This is a genomic window from Pseudomonas sp. ATCC 43928, assembly GCF_005938665.2.
GTDB lineage: Bacteria > Pseudomonadota > Gammaproteobacteria > Pseudomonadales > Pseudomonadaceae > Aquipseudomonas.
In genome coordinates, this window is record NZ_CP041753.1 from 3,633,771 (window position 1) to 3,658,393 (window position 24,623).

At 57.4% G+C, this 24,623-nt stretch carries 20 protein-coding genes and 3 pseudogenes; 18 read left to right on the forward strand and 5 right to left on the reverse strand.

The window, feature by feature from the left end:
* Positions 1-190: 190 nt before the first annotated feature.
* From FFH90_RS16555 to FFH90_RS16615, 13 genes are all read left to right on the forward strand, one after another.
* Positions 191-1,501, forward strand: coding sequence for a sugar ABC transporter substrate-binding protein (locus FFH90_RS16555; protein ID WP_111453622.1), 1,311 nt, complete (start codon positions 191-193; stop codon positions 1,499-1,501).
* 183 nt (positions 1,502-1,684) lie between these two features.
* Complete coding sequence (locus FFH90_RS16560; protein WP_064618053.1) at positions 1,685-2,614, forward strand: carbohydrate ABC transporter permease; 930 nt, start codon at positions 1,685-1,687, stop codon at positions 2,612-2,614.
* A gap of 10 nt (positions 2,615-2,624) precedes the next feature.
* A complete protein-coding gene (locus FFH90_RS16565; RefSeq protein WP_018926039.1) occupies positions 2,625-3,455 on the forward strand; it encodes a carbohydrate ABC transporter permease in 831 nt (276 codons plus the stop codon).
* Positions 3,456-3,487: 32 nt separating this feature from the next.
* Positions 3,488-4,591, forward strand: a complete 1,104-nt coding sequence (locus FFH90_RS16570) for an ABC transporter ATP-binding protein (RefSeq protein WP_138867613.1) — start codon at positions 3,488-3,490, stop codon at positions 4,589-4,591.
* Positions 4,592-4,607: 16 nt separating this feature from the next.
* Complete coding sequence (locus FFH90_RS16575) at positions 4,608-6,083, forward strand: mannitol dehydrogenase family protein (RefSeq protein ID WP_138867614.1); 1,476 nt, start codon at positions 4,608-4,610, stop codon at positions 6,081-6,083.
* Positions 6,084-6,209: 126 nt separating this feature from the next.
* On the forward strand, positions 6,210-7,706 hold the full coding sequence (gene xylB / locus FFH90_RS16580; protein WP_138867615.1) for a xylulokinase: 1,497 nt from the start codon (positions 6,210-6,212) through the stop codon (positions 7,704-7,706).
* 13 nt (positions 7,707-7,719) lie between these two features.
* Positions 7,720-8,658 (forward strand): carbohydrate kinase, encoded by a 939-nt coding sequence (locus tag FFH90_RS16585; RefSeq protein ID WP_064618063.1) that lies wholly within the window; start codon positions 7,720-7,722, stop codon positions 8,656-8,658.
* A gap of 396 nt (positions 8,659-9,054) precedes the next feature.
* On the forward strand, positions 9,055-9,786 hold the full coding sequence (locus FFH90_RS16590; protein WP_018926045.1) for a hypothetical protein: 732 nt from the start codon (positions 9,055-9,057) through the stop codon (positions 9,784-9,786).
* Positions 9,787-10,015: 229 nt separating this feature from the next.
* Complete coding sequence (locus FFH90_RS16595) at positions 10,016-12,088, forward strand: type VI secretion system tip protein VgrG (RefSeq protein ID WP_138867616.1); 2,073 nt, start codon at positions 10,016-10,018, stop codon at positions 12,086-12,088.
* On the forward strand, positions 12,085-12,936 hold the full coding sequence (locus FFH90_RS16600) for a DUF4123 domain-containing protein (protein ID WP_138867617.1): 852 nt from the start codon (positions 12,085-12,087) through the stop codon (positions 12,934-12,936). Before FFH90_RS16595 ends, FFH90_RS16600 begins: the two co-directional genes overlap by 4 nt.
* Positions 12,905-13,735 carry a hypothetical protein gene (locus FFH90_RS16605; RefSeq protein ID WP_138867618.1) on the forward strand — a complete coding sequence of 277 codons (831 nt, stop codon included), beginning with the start codon at positions 12,905-12,907 and terminating at the stop codon, positions 13,733-13,735. Before FFH90_RS16600 ends, FFH90_RS16605 begins: the two co-directional genes overlap by 32 nt.
* Positions 13,736-13,745: 10 nt before the next feature.
* A complete protein-coding gene (locus FFH90_RS16610; RefSeq protein WP_138867619.1) occupies positions 13,746-14,540 on the forward strand; it encodes a hypothetical protein in 795 nt (264 codons plus the stop codon).
* 12 nt (positions 14,541-14,552) lie between these two features.
* Positions 14,553-16,682, forward strand: a complete 2,130-nt coding sequence (locus FFH90_RS16615; protein WP_138867620.1) for a lipase family protein — start codon at positions 14,553-14,555, stop codon at positions 16,680-16,682.
* A gap of 82 nt (positions 16,683-16,764) precedes the next feature.
* On the opposite strand, the gene FFH90_RS16620 is transcribed toward FFH90_RS16615, so the two are convergent.
* Positions 16,765-17,061, reverse strand: coding sequence for a hypothetical protein (locus FFH90_RS16620; protein ID WP_138867621.1), 297 nt, complete (start codon positions 17,059-17,061; stop codon positions 16,765-16,767).
* Between the two features lie 373 nt (positions 17,062-17,434).
* Between FFH90_RS16620 and FFH90_RS16625 the strand changes: the two genes are divergently transcribed.
* The 3 genes from FFH90_RS16625 to FFH90_RS16635 all read left to right on the forward strand — a co-directional run bounded on the left by FFH90_RS16625 (position 17,435) and on the right by FFH90_RS16635 (position 18,898).
* Entirely contained in the window at positions 17,435-17,968 is a 534-nt protein-coding gene (locus tag FFH90_RS16625) for a hypothetical protein (protein WP_111453611.1), read from the forward strand.
* 171 nt (positions 17,969-18,139) lie between these two features.
* Complete coding sequence (locus FFH90_RS16630) at positions 18,140-18,409, forward strand: DUF2790 domain-containing protein (RefSeq protein ID WP_018926051.1); 270 nt, start codon at positions 18,140-18,142, stop codon at positions 18,407-18,409.
* A 90-nt stretch (positions 18,410-18,499) separates the two neighbouring features.
* A complete protein-coding gene (locus tag FFH90_RS16635; protein ID WP_138867622.1) occupies positions 18,500-18,898 on the forward strand; it encodes a hypothetical protein in 399 nt (132 codons plus the stop codon).
* On the opposite strand, the gene FFH90_RS16640 is transcribed toward FFH90_RS16635, so the two are convergent.
* Positions 18,895-19,164: a DUF1652 domain-containing protein gene (locus FFH90_RS16640; RefSeq protein WP_026286409.1), complete on the reverse strand. Its 270-nt coding sequence runs from the start codon at positions 19,162-19,164 to the stop codon at positions 18,895-18,897. The two genes, FFH90_RS16635 and FFH90_RS16640, sit on opposite strands and share 4 nt — an antisense overlap.
* A 391-nt stretch (positions 19,165-19,555) precedes the next feature.
* On the opposite strand from FFH90_RS16640, the pseudogene eco reads away from it, so the two are divergent.
* Positions 19,556-20,037: pseudogene (gene eco, locus FFH90_RS16645) on the forward strand (serine protease inhibitor ecotin).
* Positions 20,038-20,067: 30 nt separating this feature from the next.
* Here eco and ilvA read toward each other — a convergent pair.
* Both ilvA and FFH90_RS16655 read right to left on the reverse strand, forming a co-directional pair.
* Positions 20,068-21,063, reverse strand: a pseudogene (ilvA, locus tag FFH90_RS16650) (threonine ammonia-lyase, biosynthetic); the annotation flags it as partial.
* A gap of 222 nt (positions 21,064-21,285) precedes the next feature.
* Complete coding sequence (locus tag FFH90_RS16655; protein ID WP_168206168.1) at positions 21,286-22,764, reverse strand: RimK family protein; 1,479 nt, start codon at positions 22,762-22,764, stop codon at positions 21,286-21,288.
* Positions 22,765-22,964: 200 nt separating this feature from the next.
* Here FFH90_RS16655 and rimI point away from each other — a divergent pair.
* A pseudogene (gene rimI / locus FFH90_RS16660) lies at positions 22,965-23,411 on the forward strand (ribosomal protein S18-alanine N-acetyltransferase); the annotation flags it as partial.
* A 55-nt stretch (positions 23,412-23,466) separates the two neighbouring features.
* Here the strand turns inward: rimI and FFH90_RS16665 are convergent.
* A complete protein-coding gene (locus tag FFH90_RS16665) occupies positions 23,467-24,615 on the reverse strand; it encodes a PQQ-dependent sugar dehydrogenase (protein ID WP_111453608.1) in 1,149 nt (382 codons plus the stop codon).
* Positions 24,616-24,623: the final 8 nt, after the last annotated feature.

The following is a 24,623-nucleotide window of genomic DNA, read 5'->3' on the forward strand; positions in this document are numbered from 1 at the left end:
CTCTGCAAAGCCTGTCCTTGCATCTCCCCCGCCAAAGCCCAGTGCAAAAAAGTATCGATCACAGTGCGATGGATGATTTGTCAGCCTGTCAATTGAAGGCTGTAATCGCTGCACATTCTTCCCTCCGCAGGAAGACACAAAAACAATAACTGTCCTTCTGTAACCCCCGGGTGCAGAAAAGGAGTGCACGATGCAACCTTCGGTAAAAGCTCTGCTTGCCCTCACCTGCATGACCCTCAGCAGCGTCAGCCTCGGCGCTCAGACCCTGACCATCGCCACCGTCAACAACAGCGACATGATCCGCATGCAAAAGCTCTCGAAAACCTTCGAAGCTGAGCATCCGGACATCAAACTCAATTGGGTGGTGCTTGAAGAAAACGTCCTGCGCCAACGCCTGACCACCGACATCGCCACCCAGGGCGGGCAGTTTGATGTGTTGACCATCGGCATGTACGAAGCCGCACTCTGGGGTGCCAAGGGTTGGCTGGAACCGATGAAGGACTTGCCGGCCAACTACGCCCTCGACGACGTTTTCCCTTCGGTGCGTGAAGGTCTTTCGGTCAAGGGCTCGCTCTATGCCCTGCCGTTCTACGCTGAAAGCTCCATCACCTATTACCGCACCGACCTGTTCAAGGACGCCGGGCTGACCATGCCGGAACGCCCGACCTGGGAACAGATCGGCGAATTCGCCAGCAAACTCACCCATAAAGATAAAGAACAGTACGGCATCTGCCTGCGTGGCAAGGCTGGCTGGGGCGAAAACATGGCGCTGATCACCACTGTCGCCAACGCCTATGGCGCGCGCTGGTTCGATGAGAAATGGCAGCCGGAATTCACCGGTGCTGAGTGGAAAAATGCACTGAATTTCTACGTCGACACCATGAAAAAGTCCGGCCCGCCCGGCGCATCGAGCAACGGTTTCAATGAGAACCTGGCGCTGTTCAACAGCGGCAAATGCGCGATCTGGGTCGATGCCAGTGTGGCCGGCTCGTTCGTGACCGACAAAACCCAGAGCAAAGTCAGCGACCACGTCGGCTTTACTTACGCACCGCATCAGGTCACCGACAAAGGTTCGGCCTGGCTGTATTCGTGGGCACTGGCTATCCCCACCAGTTCCAAGGCCAAGGAAGCGGCGAAAACCTTCAGCGCCTGGGCCACGTCCAAGGAGTACGGAGCCCTGGTCGCGGAAAAAGACGGCATCGCCAACGTGCCACCAGGCACTCGCGCCTCGACCTACACCGAGGCTTACATGAATGCCGCGCCGTTCGCCAAGGTGACGCTGGAATCGCTGAAAGCCGCGGACCCGAGCCAACCGTCGCAAAAGCCCGTGCCCTACATCGGTATCCAACTGGTAACCATTCCTGAATTCCAGGCCGTGGGCACCCAGGTCGGCAAGCTGTTCTCGGCGGCGCTGATCGGCCAGACCACGGTCGACCAGGCCCTGACCGCCGCCCAGTCAACCACCGAACGTGAAATGAAGCGCGCCGGTTATCCCAAATAACCAGCGCCCCCATGTGGGAACAGGTTTGTGTGGCGAGGGGGCTTGCCCCCGTTCGGCTGCGAAGCAGTCGCAAAGTGTTTTTGGGGCCGCTTCGCGACCCAGCGGGAGCAAGCTCCCTCACCACACAAGCCTCGCCCCTACAGTTGATCTTCATTTGTCTGTTCCCAATCGGTTCTGATCGCCATGAATACTTCAACCACTGTCAAAGCTCACATGGACATCCCGCAACCGGTGCGTAAAAGCCGGTTGACCAACCCCGGCTGGTTTCTGGTCAGCCCCTCGGTGGCGTTGCTGCTGCTGTGGATGATCGTGCCGTTGGGCATGACCATTTACTTTTCGATGATCCGCTACAACCTGCTCTACCCCGGCGAAAACGAATTCGTGGGGCTGGAGAACTTCAGCTACTTCCTGAGCGATTCGGGTTTCCTGCCCGGCGCAACCAATACCCTGTTGCTGGTGGGCAGTGTGTTGCTGATCAGCGTGGTGTTCGGCGTGTTGATCAGCGCGTTGCTGGAGGCCAGTGAGTTTCTCGGTCGCGGCATCGTGCGGGTGATGTTGATCTCGCCGTTCTTCATCATGCCCACCGTCGGTGCACTGATCTGGAAGAACCTGATCTTTCACCCGGTCTCGGGAATTCTCGCCTACATCTGGAAGCTGTTCGGCGCGCAGCCGGTGGACTGGCTGGCGCACTACCCGCTGCTGTCGATCATCATCATTGTGTCCTGGCAATGGCTGCCCTTCGCGATCCTGATCCTGATGACTGCCATGCAGTCCCTCGACCAGGAACAAAAGGAAGCCGCGCGCCTGGACGGTGCCGGCCCGATCGCCATCTTCTGGCACCTGACCTTGCCGCACCTGGCGCGGCCGATTGCGGTGGTGGTGATGATCGAAACCATCTTCCTGCTGTCGGTGTTCGCCGAAATCTTCACCACCACCAACGGTGGCCCCGGTTACGCCTCGACCAACCTCGCCTACCTGATCTACAACCAGGCGCTGGTGCAGTTCGACGTCGGCATGGCCTCCGCCGGTGGCTTGATCGCGGTGGTGATTGCCAACATCGCGGCCATCGTGCTGGTGCGCATGATCGGCAAAAACCTGACAGACAAAGCCTGAGGCCCGCGCCATGACTCTTCAACAATCCCGTCGTCTGCAAAGCCTGCTGCTCGGCACCCTGGCCTGGGCCATCGCGATCCTGATTTTCTTCCCGATCTTCTGGATGGTGCTGACCAGTTTCAAGACCGAAATCGACGCCTTCGCCACGCCACCGCAGTTCATCTTCACGCCGACGCTTTCGAACTACCTGCACATCAACGAGCGTAGCGATTACTTCAGCTTCGCCTGGAACTCGGTGGTGATTTCCTTCAGCGCCACCGCTTTGTGCCTGCTGATCGCGGTGCCGGCCGCCTATTCCATGGCGTTCTACGAAACCCAGCGCACCAAAGGCACGCTGCTGTGGATGCTCTCCACCAAGATGCTGCCGCCAGTGGGCGTGCTGATGCCGATCTACTTGTTGGCCAAGAGCTTTGGCCTGCTGGATACGCGAATCGCGCTGATCGTGATCTACACGCTGATCAACCTGCCGATCGTGGTCTGGATGGTTTACACCTACTTCAAAGACATCCCCAAGGACATCCTCGAAGCCGCACGCCTGGACGGCGCCACCCTGTGGCAGGAAATGGTCCGGGTGCTGCTGCCGATCGCCAAGGGCGGCCTGGCTTCCACGGTGTTGCTGTCGCTGATCCTGTGCTGGAACGAGGCGTTCTGGTCGCTGAACCTGACCTCGTCCAAAGCCGCGCCACTGACCGCACTGATCGCCTCTTACTCAAGCCCCGAAGGTTTGTTCTGGGCCAAGTTGTCGGCGGTGTCGACCCTGGCTTGCGCGCCGATCCTGATCTTCGGCTGGATCAGCCAGAAACAGCTGGTCCGCGGCCTGTCGTTTGGCGCCGTGAAATAGCCCTCAAAGAATAAACATAAAGGAGCGCCATCATGGCCAACCTGAAAATCAAAAATCTGCAAAAAGGCTTCGAAGGTTTTTCCATCATCAAAGGCATCGACCTGGAAGTGAACGACAAGGAATTCGTGGTGTTCGTCGGCCCGTCGGGTTGCGGCAAGTCCACCCTGCTGCGGCTGATCGCCGGCCTTGAAGAAGTCAGCGGCGGCACCATCGAGCTCGATGGCCGCGACATCACCGAAGTCAGCCCGGCCAAGCGCGACCTGGCGATGGTGTTCCAGACCTACGCCCTGTACCCGCACATGAGCGTGCGTAAAAACATGTCGTTCGCCCTCGACCTGGCCGGTGTAGCGAAAGCCGAAGTCGAGAAGAAGGTCGGCGAAGCAGCGCGCATCCTGGAGCTCGGGCCGATGCTCGAACGTAAACCGAAACAGCTGTCTGGCGGTCAGCGTCAGCGCGTAGCGATCGGCCGGGCCATCGTGCGTAACCCGAAAATTTTCCTGTTCGACGAACCGCTGTCCAACCTCGACGCCGCCCTGCGGGTGCAAATGCGCCTGGAACTGTTGCGCCTGCACAAAGAACTGCAAGCCACCATGATCTACGTGACCCACGATCAGGTCGAAGCCATGACCATGGCCGACAAAGTCGTCGTGCTCAATGGCGGTAAGATCGAGCAGGTCGGTTCGCCACTGGACCTGTATCACCAGCCGGCCAACCTGTTTGTCGCAGGTTTTCTCGGCACACCGAAAATGGGCTTCCTCAAAGGCAAAGTCACCCGTATTGAAAGCCGGGGCTGCGAAGTGCTGCTGGACGCCGGCACCCGCATCACTCTGCCGCTGAGCGCGGCCAACCTGAGCGTCGGCGGCGCGGTGACCCTGGGCATTCGCCCGGAACACCTGGAGTTGGCGCAACCTGGCGACTGCACGTTGCAAGTCACCGCCGATGTCAGCGAACGTTTGGGCAGCGACACCTTCTGCCATGTGCTGACGTCGTCCGGCGAAGCGTTGACCATGCGCGTTCGCGGCGATCTGGCCAGCCGTTATGGCGAAACCCTGAGCCTGCACCTGGACGCCGAACACTGCCATTTATTCGATGCCGACGGCGTGGCGCTGACCCGTCCACTGCGCGCCGCAGCCTGATATCAGAGAACATGCGATGAAACTGAATAAATCCAACCTCAACCGCCTCGCCCCCGAGGTGGCCCTGCCCGCCTACACCCTGAGCGACACCCGCCAGGGCATCGCGCACATTGGCGTCGGCGGTTTCCACCGCGCACATCAGGCGTACTACACCGACGCCTTGATGAACACCGGCGAAGCACTGGACTGGGCCATCTGCGGGGTTGGCCTGCGCGCCGAAGACCGTCGTGCCCGGGACGATCTCAAAGAACAGGATTACCTGTTCACCTTGTTTGAACTCGGCGATACCGACGACACCGAAGTGCGAGTCATCGGCGCGATCCGCGACATGCTGCTGGCCGAAGACGGCGCCGAGGCGCTGATCGATAAACTGGCCAGCCCCGAGATCCGCATCGTCTCGCTGACCATCACCGAGGGCGGCTACTGCATCGACGACAGCAACGGCGAGTTCATGGCGCATCTGCCACAGATCCAGCACGACCTGAGCAATCCGAACACGCCGAAAACCGTGTTCGGCTTCCTCTGCGCCGCGCTGGCCAAACGGCGTGCCGCCGGCACGCCCGCGTTCACGCTGATGTCCTGCGATAACCTGCCGCACAACGGCGCGGTGACCCGCAAAGCCTTGCTCGCATTCGCCGCCCTGCGCGATGCCGACCTGCGCGACTGGATCGAGCGCAACGTCAGCTTCCCCAACGCCATGGTCGACCGCATCACGCCGATGACCAGCATCCAGCATCGCCTGCAATTGCACGACAAACACAGCATTGACGACGCCTGGCCAGTGGTCTGCGAACCGTTTGTGCAGTGGGTGCTGGAAGATAAATTCGTCAATGGTCGCCCGGCCTGGGAAAAAGTCGGCCTGCAGTTCACCGACGACGTCACGCCTTACGAAGAGATGAAGATCAAACTGCTCAACGGTAGTCACCTGGCCCTGACTTATCTGGGTTTTTTGAAGGGTTACCGCTTCGTTCACGAAACCATGAACGACCCGCTGTTCGTGCGCTACATGCGCGCCTACATGGACCTGGACGTGACGCCGCAACTGGCGCCGGTGCCGGGCATCGATTTGACCGAGTACAAAAACACCCTGGTGGCGCGCTTCTCCAATCAGGCGATTGCCGATCAACTGGAGCGGGTGTGTTCGGACGGCTCATCGAAGTTTCCGAAATTCACCGTGCCGACCCTCAACCGCTTGATCGCCGACGGCCGCGAGACCAAACGTGCGGCGCTGGTGGTGGCGGCCTGGGCGCTGTACCTCAAAGGCGTGGATGAGAACGGTCAGACCTATGCAATTCCGGATCCGCGGGCGGCGTTCTGTCAGGCGCTGGTGGCCGATGATGCATTGATCACCCAGCGGCTGCTGGAGGTTGAGGAGATTTTCGGCACGGCGATTCCGCGTTCGCCAGAGTTCGTCGCGGCGTTCGAGTGGTGCTGTAACAGCTTGCGGGAAGTTGGCGTGACGCAGACGCTCGAACGAGTGCTGGCCGTCTGATTATTCCCACGCTCTGCGTGGGAATGCAGCCCGGGACGCTCCGCGTCCCATCCAGAAGCGGACGCAGAGCGTCCATTGATGCATTCCCACGCAGAACGTGGGAACAATCTTCGGTAGGGTGTTTCCATGGCAAACCAACAACTATTCCTGGGCATCGACTGCGGCACCCAAGGCACCAAAGCCGTGATCCTCGACGCACACAGCGGTCAGGTCCTCGGTCAGGGCGCTGCTGTCCACAGCCTCATCAGCGGCCCCAATGGCCGTCGCGAGCAAGACACTGCCCAGTGGCTGGAAGCCTTTACCCAGGCCACCCGTCGCGCGTTGCTCGCCGCGGATGTCGATGGTCAGGCCATCCTCGGCATCGGCGTTTCCGGCCAGCAGCATGGTCTGGTGCCGCTCGACGATCACGGCCAGGTACTGCGCCCGGCCAAGCTCTGGTGCGATACCGAATCCACCCCGGAGAATGATCGTCTACTGGCTCATCTGGGCGGTGAAAAAGGCTCCCTGGAGCGCCTCGGCATCGTTATCGCGCCGGGCTACACCGTGTCCAAGCTGCTCTGGACCAAAGAACAACACCCGGAAATTTTCGCCCGCATCGCCCGCATCCTGCTGCCCCATGACTACCTCAACTATTGGCTTACCGGCCGCAGTTGCAGCGAGTACGGCGATGCGTCGGGCACTGGCTATTTCAACGTACGTACGCGCCAGTGGGACTTGCAACTGCTGCGCGACATCGACCCCAGCGGGCGCCTGCAAGCCGCGCTCCCGGAGCTGATCGATGCCCACCAGCCGGTCGGTACGATCCTGCCGGGCATCGCCGAGCATTTGGGCATCAACCCCAAGGCCCTGGTCTCCAGCGGCGGTGGCGACAACATGATGGGCGCGATCGGCACCGGCAACATCAAGCCCGGCGCGATCACCATGAGCCTCGGCTCTTCGGGGACGGTCTACGCCTATGCCGAGCAAGCGCACGTCAGTCCGGACGCCTCGGTGGCGACGTTCTGTTCCTCCAGCGGCGGCTGGTTGCCCCTGATCTGCACCATGAACCTGACCAATGCCACCGGCGCGATTCGCGAGTTGTTCGAACTGGATATCGAGCAGTTCAACGCCCTGGTCGAACACGCGCCGATTGGTGCTGAAGGCGTGTGCATGCTGCCGTTCCTCAATGGCGAACGCGTTCCCGCCCTGCCCCATGCCAGCGGCAGCCTGCTGGGGTTGACCATGACCAACCTGACCCGGGCCAATCTGTGCCGCGCCGTGGTGGAAGGCACCACCTTCGGTTTGCGTTACGGGCTGGACCTGCTGCGCCACAATGGCTTACAAAGCCGCGGCATCTGCCTGACCGGCGGCGGCTCGAAGAGCCCGGTGTGGCGGCAAATCGTCGCCGACATCATGAATACGCCAGTGATTTGTACCGAACAGAGCGAGGCCGCGGCGCTTGGCGCAGCGATTCAGGCAGCGTGGTGCAAGTCTTGGGCAAACGGCCACGAAGACAGCCTGGCGGACTTGTGCGAGCGCTGCGTGAAGCTCGACCTGGCCAGTGAAACCCTGCCGATTGCAGAAAATGTACAGGCCTGTCAGCAGGCCTACGAACGCTATCAACAGCATGTCGCAACCCTTTAAAGAGCGAGCAACTATGTATCTGGTGTGTGGTGAAGCGCTATTCGATTTCTTCAGCGAAGACGATGCCAGCGGCCTGGCATCCAAAGTGAATTTCAAGGCAATTGCCGGCGGCTCGCCGTTCAACGTTGCAGTGGGGTTGCGCCGCTTGGGCGTGGATGCCGCGCTGTTTGCCGGACTGTCGACCGACTACCTCGGCCGCCGCTTGCAGCAAGTGCTGCAGGATGAAGGCGTGCGCCCGGATTACCTCGTGGACTTCGCCGCGCCGACCACGCTGGCGATGGTCGCGGTCGGTGCCAACGGCTCGCCTCACTACAGCTTTCGCGGCGAAGGCTGCGCGGATCGGCAGTTGAGCCTTGCTCATCTGCCGCAACTGGGGCCTGAAGTGCGCGGCTTGCACATCGGCTCGTTCTCGCTGGTGGTGCAACCGGTTGCCGATACCTTGCTGGCGCTGGTGCAGCGCGAAAGTGGCAAACGCCTGATCAGCCTCGACCCGAACGTGCGCCTGAATCCCGAGCCGAACATCGAGTTGTGGCGTTCACGGATCGCCACCCTGGTGGAGCTTGCCGACCTGATCAAGGTCAGCGACGAAGATTTGAGCCTGCTGTATCCCGAGCAGGATCCGCAGCGCGTGATCGAAGGCTGGCTGGAGCATCGTTGTCAGTTGGTGTTCCTGACCCGTGGCGGTCAGGGGGCGACGGTGTTCAGCCGGGCTCATGGCACATGGTCGGTGCCGGCCTGTTCGGTGAAGATTGCCGACACCGTTGGGGCTGGCGATACCTTCCAGGCGGCGCTGATTACCTGGCTGACCGAGCAGCAGCTGGATTCGGTTGCGGGTGTGCAGCGGCTCAGCCGTGAGCAGATTGACGGGATGCTCAGGTTTGCGGTGAGTGCCGCCGCGTTGACCTGCAGCAAGACCGGGCCGGATTTGCCGTATCGGCGGCAGTTGAGCTGAAATACACCCCCCATACCTCCTCTACTATGGCGGGTCCTGATTTCAGGGCCTGCCGCAGGACTTGAATAAAAGACAGCTTGCATATCTTGCTTCATTGGGCGCTACATCTTTTCTCCCATTATATTTTTTAGATATAGTCTTATTGCAATTTAAAAAATAAAACCCGTACAAAAGATAAGCGGTCATTGACAGCTTTATATTTTTTACACCTGAGAAAATTTATAGCGATTTATACTTGCAACTATTCCAAAAAAATAATCACATGCAGCCAACTACAACCAGTTAGTTACTTGACCGCTACATACCTTCAACTAGTATCTTTTCCACGCACGGCGCAGGTAAGGACAATTGCTGTGCGAATCCTTATACCACCACAACAGGAAAAGGAACTCCAACATGGAAAGTGTCGCTATCTCAGCTGCCCAAATTAACTGGAACGGCGGACAACGCATTACGCTCACCGCAGGTGATACAGCCACCTGTACCGCGCTTAGCCCAGGCCAACTGTATGGGATCTTTATCTATAACTCCGCGCAAAATGACAACAACTCGACTGTCTCCGTGAACTGGAGCAACAGCCAGCCGCCCGTACCGATCACGGTGCCTGGCACCACGGCCAATGCAGGCCTGGCATCGTTGGGTTTTGTCTCGGGCACCGATACTCAAACCGTTTCGGTCTCACTGTCCAGCAACGCCGGTAAATCACAGGTCGAAATCTGGCTGGGAAGTGTCAGCATGCCGACCAACACATCGGGGCTCAGCAACTATCCGCTGCCGGCCGATGGTGAGCAGCATCCGTTCAACAAGTACACCCGCTACTATGCGGTCCCTCCATCGAAATGGATGAACCTGACGATCACCAGCACCATTACACAGTTCCTCTCTTGCCAGTTCCGTGAGGCGCAAGCGACCGTGTTCGTCGTCAACGAGACGTCGAACGGCCTGCTCTCCGGCCAGGTCACCACGATCGGGCCTACTGCAAGTGAAGTTGGGGCCGTCAAGATCAGTTACTCGCAGATTCAGAGTATTTCCAATAATCTGCAAGGCGACGGTACGCAGTGGGTCTGGATGGATGCTGACAGCCAGCAAAACTCTCAGAGCGCGACCATTTCCCTGCAATCGCTTTGAATTTATTGGCTGAGTCATAAACGAAGGCCCCATCTGTGGGGCCTTCTTTTTTATATGGCGTAGCGGTCAATTGCCTCGAAAAGTGCCTGTATTCATCGTGCAAAACCTCAGCTATAGGGGAAAGCCCTACAAGCGTCAGGCCCCTGACCTACGGCATTTTCGCCTTGAACATGGCCATTTAATACTGCACCATCCGCCCCCTGCTTTTTCAAAGGACGGAATTCAAGGCATGCTGGACGCAAACGCAATCCATATCTCCCTCACCCTCGAAGGCGTTTCCGTCGACCTTCAGGTGCTCAGCTTCATCGGCCGCGAGGCCCTCAACCAGCCGTTCTGTTTCGACATCGAACTGGTCAGCACCCGCCCCGACCTGAAACTCGAAGAGCTGCTGCACAAGCCCGGTTGTCTGACCTTCGGCGCCACCGGCCAAGGCAAAATCCACGGACTGGTGTACCGCATCGAGCAAGGCGATTCCGGCAAGAGCCTGACCCGCTACAGCATCAGTCTGGTGCCGCAACTGGCCTACCTGCGCCACAACCACGACCAACAGATTTTCCAGCAACTCAGCGTACCGAAGATCATCGCCCAGGTCCTCGAAGCCCGCGGCATTCTGGCCGACGCCTACAGTTTCCAGCTCGGCGCGATCTACCCGGAGCGCGTGTACTGCGTGCAGTACGACGAATCCGACCTGCATTTCATCCAGCGCCTGTGCGAAGAGGAAGGCATCCATTTCCACTTCCAGCACTCGGCCAGTGGCCACAAACTGGTGTTCGGCGATGACCAGACGGTGTTCCGCAAACTGGCGCCGGTGAGCTACCAGCAGGACTCCGGCATGGCCGCCGAGAAGACGGTGATCAAGCGCTTCAACCTGCGCTTGGAAACCCGCACCACCCGCGTCAGCCGCCGCGACTACGACTTCGAAAAACCCCGGCTGCTGCCGGAAAGCGCAGCCAAAAGCGCGTTCGCCCCGGACCTCGAAGACTACGACTACCCCGGCCGTTTCACCGACCGCGCGCGCGGCAAGCAACTGGCGACCCGCGCCCTGGAACGTCATCGCAGCGACTACCAACTGGCCGAAGGCAAAGGTGACGAGCCAACTCTGGTCAGCGGCCACTTCCTGGCCCTCAGCGAACACCCGCGCGCCGAATGGAACGACCTGTGGCTGCTGCTGGAAATCGTCCACGAGGGCAAACAGCCGCAAGTGCTTGGCGAGAACATCACCAGCGACGTCACCGACAGCAAGGACGATTTCCATCAGGGCTACCGCAACCGCTTCCTCGCCACCCCGTGGGACGCCCATTACCGCCCAGCCCTGGAACACCCGAAACCGCAAGTGCTGGGCAGCCAGACCGCCATCGTCACCGGCCCGCCGGGGGAAGAAATCCACTGCGATGAATACGGCAGGGTCAAGGTGCAATTCCACTGGGACCGCGACGGCCAGGCCGACGACAAGACCAGCTGCTGGCTACGCGTCGCCAGCGGCTGGGCCGGCAACGCCTACGGCGGCATCGCCATCCCACGAGTCGGCATGGAAGTGCTCGTCACCTTCCTCGAGGGCGACCCCGACCAACCGCTGATCACCGGCTGCCTGTACCACAAGGAAAACGTCGTCCCCTACGACCTGCCGGCGAACAAGACCCGCAGCACCTTCAAAACCCTCAGCTCGCCGGGCGGCAAGGGCTACAACGAGTTTCGCATCGAAGACAAAAAAGGCGCGGAACAGATCTACCTGCACGCCCAGCGCGACTGGGATGAAAACATCGAACACGACCAGAAGATCCGCGTCGGCAATGAACGGCACGACACGGTCGAGGCCAATGTGTTCAGCGAGTTCAAGGTGGAAGAGCACCGGATTACCCATCTGGACCGCAAGACCGAAGCACGGGCGGATGATCACCTCACCGTGGGCGTGACCCAGCATGTGAAGGTCGGCACGGCGCAGTTTGTCGAGGCCGGTCAGGAGATTCACTACCACGCTGGGGAAAAGGTGGTGGTCGAGGGTGGCATGGAGCTGACCGCCAAGGCTGGCGGCAGCTTTGTGAAGATTGATGCGGGGGGTGTGACGATTAGTGGGGCTGAGGTGAAAGTGAATTCCGGGGGGGCTCCCGGCGCTGGTTCGGGTATTCAGATTCTCGACCCCGTCATCCCCTGGGCCGCCGCCAAAGACAAGGCCGGTGCCCTGCTCGTCCCGGCCGCCGTGCAAATGGCCATGGCCAAAGCCGCCCGAGCTGCCGGCGACATCCGCTGCCCGATTTGCGAAGCCTGCCGTGAAGGCAAATGTGATTTGGGGGCAACAGCATGAGCGACGCACTGAACAACTGGCTTGGCGAACAAGCAAAACTCAATCGCGTCCTGATCCTGGCCCTCGACAGCCTCGCCGAACCGAACCCCGTCACCTCGCTCTACAGCGCAGGCCTGATGCAGCGCTCGGTGCAACTCTATCGACGCACCCAATACGCCGAGTTCGCCGCCATCAGCCCGTGGCTGACCGAACTGCACAACCCCGGCACCGATGCCTTTCGCCAACTGCTGGACGACCCACAGCGCAACTGGGGCTGGATCGGCAGCATGGACAAGGCCGACCTCGACGGCCTGACCCAACACTGGCAAGCGCGAATGGTGATTGAGGAAGACGGCGAACGTTCGTTGTTCCGTTTTCAGGACAACCGCGTGATAGCTCGCTGCCTCGCCAACCTGAGCGAAGCCGAACGCCCCTTGCTGCTGGGCCCGATCAGCAGCGTGCTGTATTGGGACGAGGAGCAGTGGAAAAGCGCGGATAACGCCAGGCCCGGCATGTACCCGGTGCCAAACCCCGCGCCGTGGATGCGAATTCCAAACTCGCCGGAGCGCACGCGCGGCATCTTGCGCGAGAACCTGAAACGCTGGTTGTTGGTGTACCACATCGAGGCCGCCGCCAAACTCTCCGAAACCCGCAACGTCCGCGAATGGCTGGAAGAACAGATGGACCTGCTTGAGGCCTGGCAATGGAACACGCCGGAACAGCGCGAGTTCATGCTCAGCCTGAGGCTTGATCCCAAGTGCGCGGACGATGTGGCCTGGCAGCCGCTGCCGGATGAGACGCCAGAGCAACATTTTGCGCGGTGTCAGCGGGTGTTTGATGCGCAGCTGGGTCAGTCAGAGCGTGGGTGAGGTGGAGGGGTCTGACGCAACCTTTTCGGGACGTTTGCTTTGGTTGTTCGCTGTTGCGGGTGTCATGGCGGTTTCTGGTTGTTCGGTTAGATCTGCTGACAGTTTTACGCTGGTGACCGAATTACCGCCGGGGTTCAGCATTAAAGGTGAGGCGTCTTATGTGCCTAGAACGGGAGAGGCTTGTACGGTCCCTCCTCGAAAAGGCAGGAACTATCCGGGTTTGAAGTTTTTTGAGCAGAAGCTGAGTAACGATGCACAAACGGCGCGTTTCGAAGTTCCGCTGACGAGCAAGGAAGGTGGTTGTCCTTTGGTGCTGGATAGCTTTGGCTATGAGGTTGACGCCAAATATGGTGCTGACTTCCGGAATGTAGGTAGGGCTCACACAGGGATCTCGTTCCGGGATGGAAATGCAAACAGTCCCGCTCCTCCCTCAGTCTTGGTATTACAGAAGCAGTGTCAATGGTTCTTTCGCACTGCAGGGCCTGACCGTTACATTGTAAAAATTCTGAAATGTAAATCTGTGGAAACGCCGGATCTGGCAAGTGACTCAGATATTAAAGGTCCCATGCAACGTGCTCAGTTTGCAGGCAAGACAATAAAAGTAATTTTCGCTATATCAAGCGAGGAAAGACCGGCCGTTGGTGACAACTGGGTGCAATTCCCCACTGGCTGGAAACGCTGCATGGGCGACAGCCTTGAGGATCCATACGCATTTTGTGATGGCAATAAAACAGATTTCAAACCCTTCAAAATGCCGGATGGACGTGATTGCACCGTCTATCCCAACTGCACTGAATAAGGACTTCATCATGGATACTCCCGACTTTTTCCGTTGCATTGCCCGCGTTGCAATCCTCAGTTTGGGAACGTTTGGGGTTACAGGTTGCTCGACGGCTCAACCCGACAGTTTCACGCTATTAACTGAACTCCCGCCTGAATTCCGCTTGAGAGGTGAAGCGTCATATATCCCTCGCACTGGAGAAACATGCACTGTTCCACACCCCGAGGAAAGAAACTATCCAGGCTTAAAATTCTTTGAGCAAGAGCTTAACAAGGATGCGCAAACTGCCAACTTTGAGGTCCCCTTAACCAGCAAGGCTGGAGGATGCCCTTTAGTATTGGATAGCTTTAGTTTCGAGGTTCAAGGCAAATATGGCGCAAAGCGACTAGATATCGGGAGAGACTATGCAGGTCTTTCATTCCAAGATGGAATCACCAACAACCAATCGCTCACATCACCAATAGTATTTCAGAACCAGTGCCAATGGTTATTTCGTACTATCGGAAAAAAGAATTACATCACGAAGATACTTAAATGCAAAATGGCAACTGATAAAACCCAGACAACCAGTCCAGTTATCGGTGGCGCTCTGCAACGTGACCAGCTCGCAGGAAAGACAGTAAAAGTAGTCTTCACCATGATAAACGAGGAAAAGCCAGCTATAGGCGATACTTGGATAAAATTTCCAACTGGCTGGAAACGCTGTAGGGGTGACAGCATCGAGGATCCCTACGCTTTCTGTGGTGACAATAAAACTGATTTCAAACCTTTCAAAATGCCGGATGGACGTGACTGCACCATCTACCCGGCTTGCACTGAATAAGGAAATTCATTTATGCCGGTTAAAAAACCAACACAACCGCTACTGAACGAAACTAAACCCGCCTGCCCACTCAGAGGCACATGGGTTAGTTTTCAACTAGTGGATGAGTCGGGAGATGGTAAGCCCTATGCCGGTCTCGCCTATAAACTTGTAGATAGCACAGAGCAAATCCATGAGGGAGTTCTAGATGCTGAAGGTTTTGCAAAAGTTGAAAACCATTATGAAGGACCAGTAGCCCTCACTATTGATAGCGCTTACAAAGGAGACGAAAAAAATTATAAGCTGCTGATGACCAGACCAAACTATCCACTAAAAATTACCGAGCTCCAGGTACGAGCCGAAAAAACCCGTTTCGTTCGAAAAGATGGTTTGCGCGTCGACAACAATCCTGCGAAAGCCAAAGCCGACCAGTTCTTTCACGTTGAAGTTCGACATCTTGTTGAAACAATTAGTCATTTACCTCCTGAATCCAAAAGTAAATACCCACCAAATCAAAATTTACTAAAGGTGATGGGCGACCTTGGTTTCGGACCGGAAAAGTCAAACTTATCAGGGGTCGCCCTTCTTCCCAACAAACACTCGACCCTAGAAGTTCGGCCACTACGTGCTTTTCGACCTATGTTTTCAAAAGATAACAAGTTCAACGCCTTGAACTTGTATCAGCTTTCTTTGTTTGCCAGCTTGAGCTACAGCAACTTCGGCCAAGAACCAGCCGAAAACCCTATCGACAAGGTATCATTCCCATTCGACCCGAGCGTTGGGTATATGTTTGGCAATAGCCTTGCCAGCTTCATAGAAACTTGGAAAGTCAACAAAGACCAAACAACTGCTTATTATCCACTTTATGAAGATGTACCTTATTCGAAGCGTTTCGAGATCCTGCCATTCGACCCCACGCTGTACAAACAAAACAAGCCTGACTCGAGTGTAAAGCAAGAGCACCCCGCCAAATGGCACTTCTTCGATGATGGTAAGATCAAAGGTGGCAGCGATACCCAAGCGTTCATAACTCACCACGACGAAATAATTCTGATCGCCGTCCGAGGAACCTTGGAAGGCGCAGACTTCATTCGGGATACTGATGCAGAGCAAGTTCCATTTGTGGAAGGTGTAGGTAAAGCACACCAAGGCTTTTACGACGCATTTAAAGCAATGAGCGAATTCATCAAAGTCTACCTCGATCAGTTTTACGCGGGCCAAAAGATCATTGTCTGTGGGCATAGCCTTGGTGGGGCGATCGCTACCTTGCTTGCAGAAGCATTACGACGTGATCCCAACGAATACGACGTCCTTCTCTACACCTACGGCTCCCCAAGAGCCGGCGACGCAGACTTCGTCAACGGCGCGGCAGAGTTGGCCCATCACCGCATGGTTAACAACAACGACCCGATCCCAAGTGTTCCCGCGCCCTGGATGAACACTCGCAAAAGTATCTGGGTGCCCGGCGTAATCATCAGTTTTGTCACCGCCCCTTTAGGCGCACTTATTTTCGCCATAGGCCTGTCGCGAACCGGCGGTTCGCCATATGAGCACCATGGTAATTTGCACCACTTCATGCCCGTCCACTTTAAAGGACGTGAGCAATCCGCAGTTCTCTGGGATCCAGGTTGCGACTCCATCGAAGAGGCCGCCTGCACCAAGGCATTGAAAAAGTTCGATGACTTGCCCGACCGTGCCGCTTTTGTGAAGCAACTGTTCCACATGAGCGATCACTTCATGGTGCCCTCCTACATTCCGTACGCCTGGGCAACATTGCGCCGCTGGCAACAAACCCAGGAAAGCGGAACCACGGTGGTGACCAAGACTGAGTACGATCAGGTCTACTACCAACTGCAAGAAATGCAGGACCGTTTGAAGACGAAGGAAGCTGAACTGAACAATGCCTTCCAATACGATCGTCAGGCAAGCCAGCGAGAAGCGAGTCTACTGAGAGCGGAAATAGGTCGGTTGAATACCGCCCGGCAACGGCTGCACGCCTTGAGCTTCCTTAAACTGACGCCCGAAGACATTTACGGCTCTGCCACTCAGGCGCCGGAACATAAAATCAACGTCGATCGCTGGATGGCGAAAAAAGAAAATACTGTCGAGGTCCAGCTCGCGATGATTCCTCAAGCGAGCAGCAGTGAACTGAGGACAGCTTAGTTTCCAGGACAGCAATGACTCGGTGTGTCCCGCAAACAAGCCAGCGACCATAACGGACTGGCTTGTTTGTCATGCTGTGGCGTCAGGCAGGCGCTTTCCAGCCCATCATCCGCTGCTGCGCAACCTGCAGCAGGTCGTAACCATCCTGAGTCAGCAGATAAAGCGCATGGGTAATGTGCGGGATGTCCTGAACATCACCGTGCTTGAAGCACAGGCAGTGGAGCGTTTCAAGTAACTGGCTGGAGGCTCGGATGCGCTGGAGGGCGGATTCGAGGATGTCTTGGGGATTGGCTTCAGTGTCGATCACCAAGGGATTTGAGTCGGTAAGGCCACTTTTAATTGAACGGTAGCGCTCGGGGAATGGGTTTATCGTTGGCATAGTAATTACTCGGCATTAATTTAGTAATCGCCAGCACCGTGACCAAACGATGGGTGGCGGCTGTGCACAGGCTTGGTCAACCGATAACGCCAAATCGGCTCGCCCGAAGGCGTCCCGCACACAGCCGCCATTACAACGCAATACGAGACGTAGAAGTCCGCAGTGCGAATGAGGGCACAAATATGTGCGACGTTAACAGGTGACCAAACCTGTTCGCTGATTTTGCAGCGACGCCAAACAGTAAACGCTGGCAGCCGGCCGGCGAAAGACGACAACACGCCCGAGCCTGTAGGAACGGGACGAAGCTTTCTTAGGATTTATCACGACTCAAGGGCAGTAACGTAGGACCCGACAACCGAAGGGATTTCCCCGAATGCAAACACCATGGAAGTACATCATCGCGGCACTGCTAGCCGCCCCGGCCTACGCGCAACCACTCCAGACAATCCTCACCTGCCCTTTGGCCGATAGAACTCAGGTGTCCTTGCTGGCGGAAACGAATGCGCAAGGCCACCGCCTGTTTGTGAAACTCGACAGCAAAATCCAACCGGCCTTTACCGACATCCCGGATTTCGACTTTTTCGGCGAAGTCTTCCTGGCAAAGTGTGTTTCTTCCAGCCTGATATTCGCCTTCGCATACGGCTCGCCGTATCTAAAAGGCGTCGTTTTACGCAAGAACCCTGTCACTCACACCGTCGAGCGAATCGATTTTGCCGAGAAGGCGCTACCACGTTGGCTGTACCTCGGACGAGAGCAGATCCGACTGGTCATTCCTAATATCGGGTATGAAGTGTCGGCGAAGTTTCTGGTCTATGACTATGTTGCTGGAAGGGGGCAGTTGGAAGGACCCGCTGGTATAGAGACGCCTCCAGATCGACGTGGATTCAAGGTTGTGCGCCTCGAATAGATAACCATACAACCGGCTCGCAACAACCATTAGCCCGCTACTTAACCTTCGATTAATCCTGCGGTCCAAAACTTTACTGGACCGCACTCCCTCAGCACCCTCTGACGCCCAGTGCGGCAGGTTCGACGCTCTTGCATCGAACTGGCTTCCCCTCTGCACTGGAGACCCATCATGAACATGCGAACACTGCTGATGACCACCGCCCTCGCCTGCACCGCTTTCGCCGGTTTCGCTCAGGCCAACGACACGTCGTCCTCTCAGGCCGTGCCTTATCACTACGGCATGCCGCTGAATGTGGGCAAGGTCATTTCCATGACCGAACCGTCGACGCTGGACTGCGAAGTGGTCACGGCGGACATGAAGTACATCGATAGCACCTCGGGCAAGCCTGCGGAAATTACCTATCGAAAACTTTCTGACGCGTGCAGTTATCAGAGCTGACAGACGATTCTGATTCGGCACTTGGCGGTAGGCCTGCGGGGATTCTGACGCTATGCTTTGGCGTCCCCTCTACCGCCGAAAGGATTCGCCATGCCGTTCTCGTTTCGCACGCTTTCAACGTTCACCGCCGCGCTTTGCTTTCTGCTGGCGCTGGTGTGGGGTTTGATGCCGCAATGGTTGCTGGCGATCTGGAGTATCGAGTATTCGCCCGCAGCGGGGTTTGTGGCCAGGCGCAGTGCGGTGCTGTTCGGTGCGCTTGGGGTGATGTTTTATCTCCTGCGGCAGGCACCGCCCTCGGCGGCGAGAAGTGCGATATGCAGCGGCTTTATGGTTGGCTGTTTCGGCTTGGCAGCGCTGGGCTTTGGCGAATGGCTCAATGGTCATGCCGGGCCGGGTATCTTACTGGCGATCCTGGTGGAATTGGCACTGGGTCTGGGGTTTATCCAGACCCGGCGCGTGTCGCTCGAATTGGGTGAAACAGTCGGCTAATGAGCTTTCGACTTAGTGCTGGGCAAATGGCTATGGGTCTTGTGCTCAAGGTCGGTGCGTAACTCGGCGATCAGATGATTAATCTCCCGACATCCGTTGAGGCGATGGGCGTCTATGCCGGTGACGCACAGGTCGAGATGGTCAGTCTCGTTGTCCGAATACACCTTGACGGTCATCGACAGATCCGGAGATAGCGTGCATTGGCAGCGTTTCGGAAGAAAACTGCTTTCAACGATATTGCGTAGTTCCAAGGCAGAAAGAAACATGGCCACCCTCTCGGTATTGTGAGATTGCCAATCGAAAATCAATTGTCGGTCGGAGCTCAGATCACCCGTTCTTTTCTTCCTTGCGGGTTTCATCGTTCCAACGTCCGACCGTTTTTTTTGTTTCAGCGCTGACTCAACGGGACCGTGGTCAGCTCAAGACAGCTTCAGCATAAAACATGCCCGGAATTTCGCCCTGCGGCTCGTCGGCAAATCAAGGTTTTAGAGAAGATGGCAACACATTGCGTCATGCAAAATGCAAGAAAGGTCAGTTTTCAATACCTGCATTTTGCAACCCATCTCTGATGGCGGGTTTGCATTGACCGAGGACGGCAGTGAGAATGCGGCCATCTGTTCAGTATCCGCTGACCCAACGCACACGCAAGGAGGCATTATGGGTGCTTTGCCCTTTAATACGACCGTCGGGCTGATAGTTACCGTTCTGTCGTCCGTTGCCCAGGCCGCGACACTCGAAGACGTCGCGCCGTATCCCAAACCAGAGAGCGGCTTTACCCGCCAGGTCATTCATCTCGCCCCGCAAAAACAGGAAGACGCCTACCAGGTCGAAATTCTGGCCGGCAAGACCCTGACCGTCGACTGCAACCGTCAGCGTCTAGGCGGTATGCTTGAGGAAAAGAACCTCGAAGGCTGGGGCTACCCGTTTTACCGGCTGGAAAAAGTCACCGGCCCGATGAGCACCCTGATGGCCTGCCCTGACGGCAAGCGCAAACAGGACTTCGTGCCGGTGGTCGGTGACGGCTTCAGGCTTCGCTACAACAGCAAATTGCCGATCGTGCTCTACGTGCCAATGATGTTGAAGTGCGCTACCGGATCTGGTCGGCGTCGAGCCGCGTCGAGAAAGCCGTTCAGGAATAATCCGCCCATCCCTTATGCCGGGGCGCCATTCAACGCGGCGCGCTCGGCCACATGACGCAAGCTGTCGAAGTTGATATTCGCGCCGGAATCGATGGCCACCAGGGTCTGCCCTCGGACGCCGGTTTGCGCCACGTACTGCTTGATACCCGCCACGGCCAGGGCGCCGGAAGGTTCGGTGATCGAGCGGGTATCGTCGTAGATATTCTTGATCGCGGCACAGAGTTCGTCGTTGCTGACGGTCAGCACTTCATCGACGCAAAACCGGCAGACCTCGAAACCATGCGCGCCGATCTGAGCGACGGCCACACCATCGGCGAAGGTGCCGACGGTTGGCAGCACAACCCGTTCGCCGGCCTGTAAGGCCGCCCGCAAACAGGCGGAATGTTCCGACTCGACGCCAATGATGCGCACTTCCGGGCGCAGGTATTTGACGTACGCAGCGATACCGGCGATCAAGCCACCACCGCCCACCGGCACAAAGATCACATCCAGCGGCCCTTGGTGCTGACGAAGGATCTCCATACCGACGGTGCCCTGCCCGGCGATCACGTCCGGGTCGTCGAAGGGCGAGACAAAGGTGCGGCCGGTTTGCTGTGCCAGGTCCAGCGCATAGGCCAGGGCAAACGGAAAACTTTCGCCGTGCAGCACCGCATCGGCACCCCGGCTGCGCACACCCAGCACCTTTAATTCCGGCGTTGTGCAGGGCATGACGATAGTGGCGGCAATCCCCAACTCGCGAGCCGCCAACGCTACGCCTTGGGCATGATTGCCTGCCGATGCGGTGATCACGCCCCGAGCCTTCTGTTCATCGCTCAGGTTCACCAGCTTGTTGTAAGCACCACGGATCTTGAAGGAAAAAGTCGGTTGCAAGTCTTCGCGCTTGAGCAGGATCTGATTACCCAACGCCTCGGACAAGGCCGGTGCCGCTTGCAGCGGCGTGCGCACGGCGAGTTCGTAGACCGGCGCGGCGAGGATCTTTTTCACGTAATGCTCAAGCAAACTCTGCTGGGCGGGGGTGCTGTTCATGGTCGTCTCCTGACGTTGATCGGAGCCCAAGAGACAGAAACTAAAAACCCGCCTCTAGGGCGGGTTGGGTGCTGCAGTCGTGAGCTAGCCCGCCAAATAAGGAATGGCGGTAATAATGCTTGGCTGGCAGCGCAATACGGTGGAAGTCATGGCTGGAAATTAGCCGGACGCTGATGGCAAGTCAATGGCCAAATTTCAACAAGCTCGGTAGGTTGAGGCCACTCACCAAGCCTGACCACGGCGTTTGAGCTCCAGCCGCCGGACGAACTCTTCCAGCACCAACGTGTACAGATCGTCCTGCAGGTACGCGTCTTCGATGCCGGCGTCGATGTTCGGGTTGTCGTTGACTTCGATCACCACCACTTTGTCGCCGGACTGTTTGAGGTCGACGCCATAGAGTCCGTCGCCAATGAGATTCGCGGTTTTCACCGCCAGTTCAACCACCGCGCGCGGCGCTTCGTGAACCGCCAGGGTGCGGCATTCGCCGTTGATGTCCTGGCCTTTGGCCTTGTGGTTGTAGATCTGCCAGTGGCCCTTGGACATAAAGTACTGGCAGGCAAAAATTGGTTTGCGGTTGAGCACACCAATGCGCCAGTCGTACTCGGTGTAGAAGAACTCCTGGGCCAGCAGCAACACCGAGTGTTCGAACAGTTCGGCGGTGGCCTTGAGCAAGGCTTGCTGGCTTTCGACCTTGATGACGCCCCTTGAGAAACAGCCGTCGGGGATTTTCAACACCAAAGGAAACCCCAGACGCTCGCCTACCCGCTCAAAGTCTTCCGGTCGCTCCTTGTAGAGGATTTCAGTGGCCGGCATGCCCAGTTGATGGCTCTTGAGCAAGTCAGTCAGGTAAACCTTGTTGGTACAGCGCAGGATCGACGCCGGATCGTCCATCACCACCAGGCCTTCACTCTCGGCTTTTTTCGCGAAACGATAGGTGTGGTTGTCGACGCTTGTCGTCTCGCGTATCAGCAGCCCGTCGTATTCGGCGATTCGGGCGTAGTCTTTGCGTTCGATCAGCTCAACGTCGATGCCCAGCATCTTGCCGACCCTGACAAAGTTGTCCAGAGCCTTGGGGTTGGAGGGCGGCAATGTTTCTTGCGGATCGTGCAGAATGGCCAAGTCATAACGGGTCAATCGCCTGGAGCGCGGCAGACGCCAGATCTTGCGACTGAAACTATCCAGCGCGTTAGCAAACTGGTCTTCCTGATCTTCACGCAACTTATGCAAGGTGCCAAACTTTACACCTTCGATGTGCCAACCGTTAGTTCGGCGAAATTCAACTAACAATATCGGACAAGGGAAAACCTCGAATAACTGTCGAGCCAATTCCTGTAATGGCTCGATGGAGGTCTGGCCGAAGTACAGGGTCAAGGTGAAACCTTCGGTGTCACTGTAGACATGATGACTTAAGGCTTTTTCCAGGGTTTTATCCAGATCGTCCAGGGCCAGGCCATACAGGGACTTTCGGGTCAGCTCGCTGATGGTCCGCACCGACGGAATCACCTTGTGCCCCCGCGCTTCGGCCAACAGCGAGCAGTAATAACCGTGCCCGAGGTACTTGTAACTGCGGCACAGGTTGATCACCTGAACCCGTTTGCCCTGCTCGTTGTTACGGGTCTGTTCGAGGTATTCCTGGGCGGTGACGATGTCTTCACTGGGAAAGTATGAGGCCCAGTCTTCCTTGCGTTCGACGATTATCATCAACGGACTGGAAGTTCTGATCGAGGCATTTAAATAGTTTGCAGAAGTTATTGCCGCCGGCAACGTTTGTTCGGATACTTCGCGCCAATGACCTTGTACCGCTGACATAGTGATTGATCCGTTGGAGAACAAGACCTTTCCTATTAAGCACGAACTTTTTCGAAAGTCCCGTTTCGTTACACAACTTTTACGGCGGCCATATGAATCCTGTTTTTCGCCTGGCGGTCATTGAAGACGTTCCAGCGCTGCTGGCACTCGAACAGCAATGCTTCACCACCGACCGGCTCAGCCGGCGCAGTTTTCGATGGATGATCAGCCGGGCTCACGGGCAACTGCTGGTGGCCCAACGTGGCGAGCGATTGGTGGGGTATGCGCTGGTGTTGTTTCACCGGGGTACTTCACGGGCACGTCTGTACTCGATTGCGATCGCCGTTGATGCTCGCGGCAGTGGGCTGGGCAAGCAATTGCTCGAACGCGCCGAAGCCTGCGCCCTTGAGCACGATTGCGCCTGCCTGCGACTTGAAGTTCGCATCGACAACCCGATGGCAATCGCTCTGTACGAACGCAACGGTTATCGGCGATTCGGGCTGATTCATGACTATTACCAGGACCATGCCGACGCGATGCGACTGGAGAAACACGTTCTGTAGAAGCTGCCGAACACAGGCTACGCCAGCAGCTACAAAGGTTGTGCGAGTCTGTTTACTTCAACCCAACCTTGTACAACGCACCATCGTCTTCATCGGTCAGTACATACAGATAACCATCCGGCCCCTGCCGCACATCGCGAATCCGTTTGTTCAGCTCACCCAACAGCCGCTCTTCGTGAACAACCTTGTCGCCGTCGAACTGCAGGCGGATCAGCTCCTGGCCCACCAGCGCGCCGATAAACACGTTGTGCTGCCAGGCCTTGAAGCGATCGCCATCGTAGAACGCCATGCCGCTGAGGCCGGGGGATTTTTCCCAGACATGCTGTGGGCCTACGGTGCCTTCGACGATTTTGCCCTTGGCTTCCGGGATCGGCAGGCCGGAATAGTTGATGCCGTGGGTTGCTATCGGCCAGCCATAGTTCTTGCCACGCTCGATGATGTTGACTTCGTCACCGCCCCGGGGGCCGTGCTCATTTTCCCAGAGCGTGCCGCTCCAGGGGTTGAGCGCCGCGCCTTGCGGGTTGCGATGGCCGTAGGACCAGATTTCCGGGCGTACGCCTTTTTGCCCGACGAAGGGGTTGTCCTTCGGCACCTTGCCGTCCGGATAGATCCGCACGACCTTGCCTTGCAGCTTGTCGAGGTCCTGCGCCGTGGGTCGATCGTTGTTCTCGCCCAGGGTGATGAACAGATAACCGTCGCGGTCGAACACCAGACGGGAGCCGAAGTGATTGCCAACCGAAAGCTTGGGCTCCTGACGGAAGATCACATTGAAATCCTTGAGGGCCGTCAGGTCTTCCGACAACCTTCCGCGACCGACCGCCGTACCCGCCTTGCCGCCCTCACCGCCACCTTCGGCATAAGACAGATAGACCATGCGGTCTTGCTTGAAGTCGGGCGACAACACCACATCGAGCAACCCGCCCTGCCCGTTGGCCCAGACCTGAGGCACACCGCTGAGCGGACTCGAAAGTTTGCCATCGACACTGACCACCCGCAGGTTGCCCGGCCGTTCGGTCACCAGCATCCCTTGGCGACCGGGGAGGAACGCCAGCGCCCAGGGATGCTCCAGACCTTTAACGATCGGCGTGACCTCAAGGGTGCCCTCCTCACTTTTCAATTCCTGGGCAGGCGCAGCAAACACGGGCGCACTGATGATCAGTACGCCGGCAAATAGTGTAGTCAGGAGGGTCTTATGCAACATGCACGATT

What these genes read in the sequence shown, in the direction of transcription:
- FFH90_RS16555 (WP_111453622.1), top strand. Translation starts at nt 191, where the DNA reads ATGCAACCTTCGGTAAAAGCTCTGCTTGCCCTCACCTGCATGACCCTC.
- FFH90_RS16560 (WP_064618053.1), top strand. Translation starts at nt 1,685, where the DNA reads ATGAATACTTCAACCACTGTCAAAGCTCACATGGACATCCCGCAACCG.
- FFH90_RS16565 (WP_018926039.1), top strand. Translation starts at nt 2,625, where the DNA reads ATGACTCTTCAACAATCCCGTCGTCTGCAAAGCCTGCTGCTCGGCACC.
- FFH90_RS16570 (WP_138867613.1), top strand. Translation starts at nt 3,488, where the DNA reads ATGGCCAACCTGAAAATCAAAAATCTGCAAAAAGGCTTCGAAGGTTTT.
- FFH90_RS16575 (WP_138867614.1), top strand. Translation starts at nt 4,608, where the DNA reads ATGAAACTGAATAAATCCAACCTCAACCGCCTCGCCCCCGAGGTGGCC.
- xylB (WP_138867615.1), top strand. Translation starts at nt 6,210, where the DNA reads ATGGCAAACCAACAACTATTCCTGGGCATCGACTGCGGCACCCAAGGC.
- FFH90_RS16585 (WP_064618063.1), top strand. Translation starts at nt 7,720, where the DNA reads ATGTATCTGGTGTGTGGTGAAGCGCTATTCGATTTCTTCAGCGAAGAC.
- FFH90_RS16590 (WP_018926045.1), top strand. Translation starts at nt 9,055, where the DNA reads ATGGAAAGTGTCGCTATCTCAGCTGCCCAAATTAACTGGAACGGCGGA.
- FFH90_RS16595 (WP_138867616.1), top strand. Translation starts at nt 10,016, where the DNA reads ATGCTGGACGCAAACGCAATCCATATCTCCCTCACCCTCGAAGGCGTT.
- FFH90_RS16600 (WP_138867617.1), top strand. Translation starts at nt 12,085, where the DNA reads ATGAGCGACGCACTGAACAACTGGCTTGGCGAACAAGCAAAACTCAAT.
- FFH90_RS16605 (WP_138867618.1), top strand. Translation starts at nt 12,905, where the DNA reads ATGCGCAGCTGGGTCAGTCAGAGCGTGGGTGAGGTGGAGGGGTCTGAC.
- FFH90_RS16610 (WP_138867619.1), top strand. Translation starts at nt 13,746, where the DNA reads ATGGATACTCCCGACTTTTTCCGTTGCATTGCCCGCGTTGCAATCCTC.
- FFH90_RS16615 (WP_138867620.1), top strand. Translation starts at nt 14,553, where the DNA reads ATGCCGGTTAAAAAACCAACACAACCGCTACTGAACGAAACTAAACCC.
- FFH90_RS16620 (WP_138867621.1), bottom strand. Translation starts at nt 17,061, where the DNA reads ATGCCAACGATAAACCCATTCCCCGAGCGCTACCGTTCAATTAAAAGT.
- FFH90_RS16625 (WP_111453611.1), top strand. Translation starts at nt 17,435, where the DNA reads ATGCAAACACCATGGAAGTACATCATCGCGGCACTGCTAGCCGCCCCG.
- FFH90_RS16630 (WP_018926051.1), top strand. Translation starts at nt 18,140, where the DNA reads ATGAACATGCGAACACTGCTGATGACCACCGCCCTCGCCTGCACCGCT.
- FFH90_RS16635 (WP_138867622.1), top strand. Translation starts at nt 18,500, where the DNA reads ATGCCGTTCTCGTTTCGCACGCTTTCAACGTTCACCGCCGCGCTTTGC.
- FFH90_RS16640 (WP_026286409.1), bottom strand. Translation starts at nt 19,164, where the DNA reads ATGTTTCTTTCTGCCTTGGAACTACGCAATATCGTTGAAAGCAGTTTT.
- FFH90_RS16655 (WP_168206168.1), bottom strand. Translation starts at nt 22,764, where the DNA reads ATGATAATCGTCGAACGCAAGGAAGACTGGGCCTCATACTTTCCCAGT.
- FFH90_RS16665 (WP_111453608.1), bottom strand. Translation starts at nt 24,615, where the DNA reads ATGTTGCATAAGACCCTCCTGACTACACTATTTGCCGGCGTACTGATC.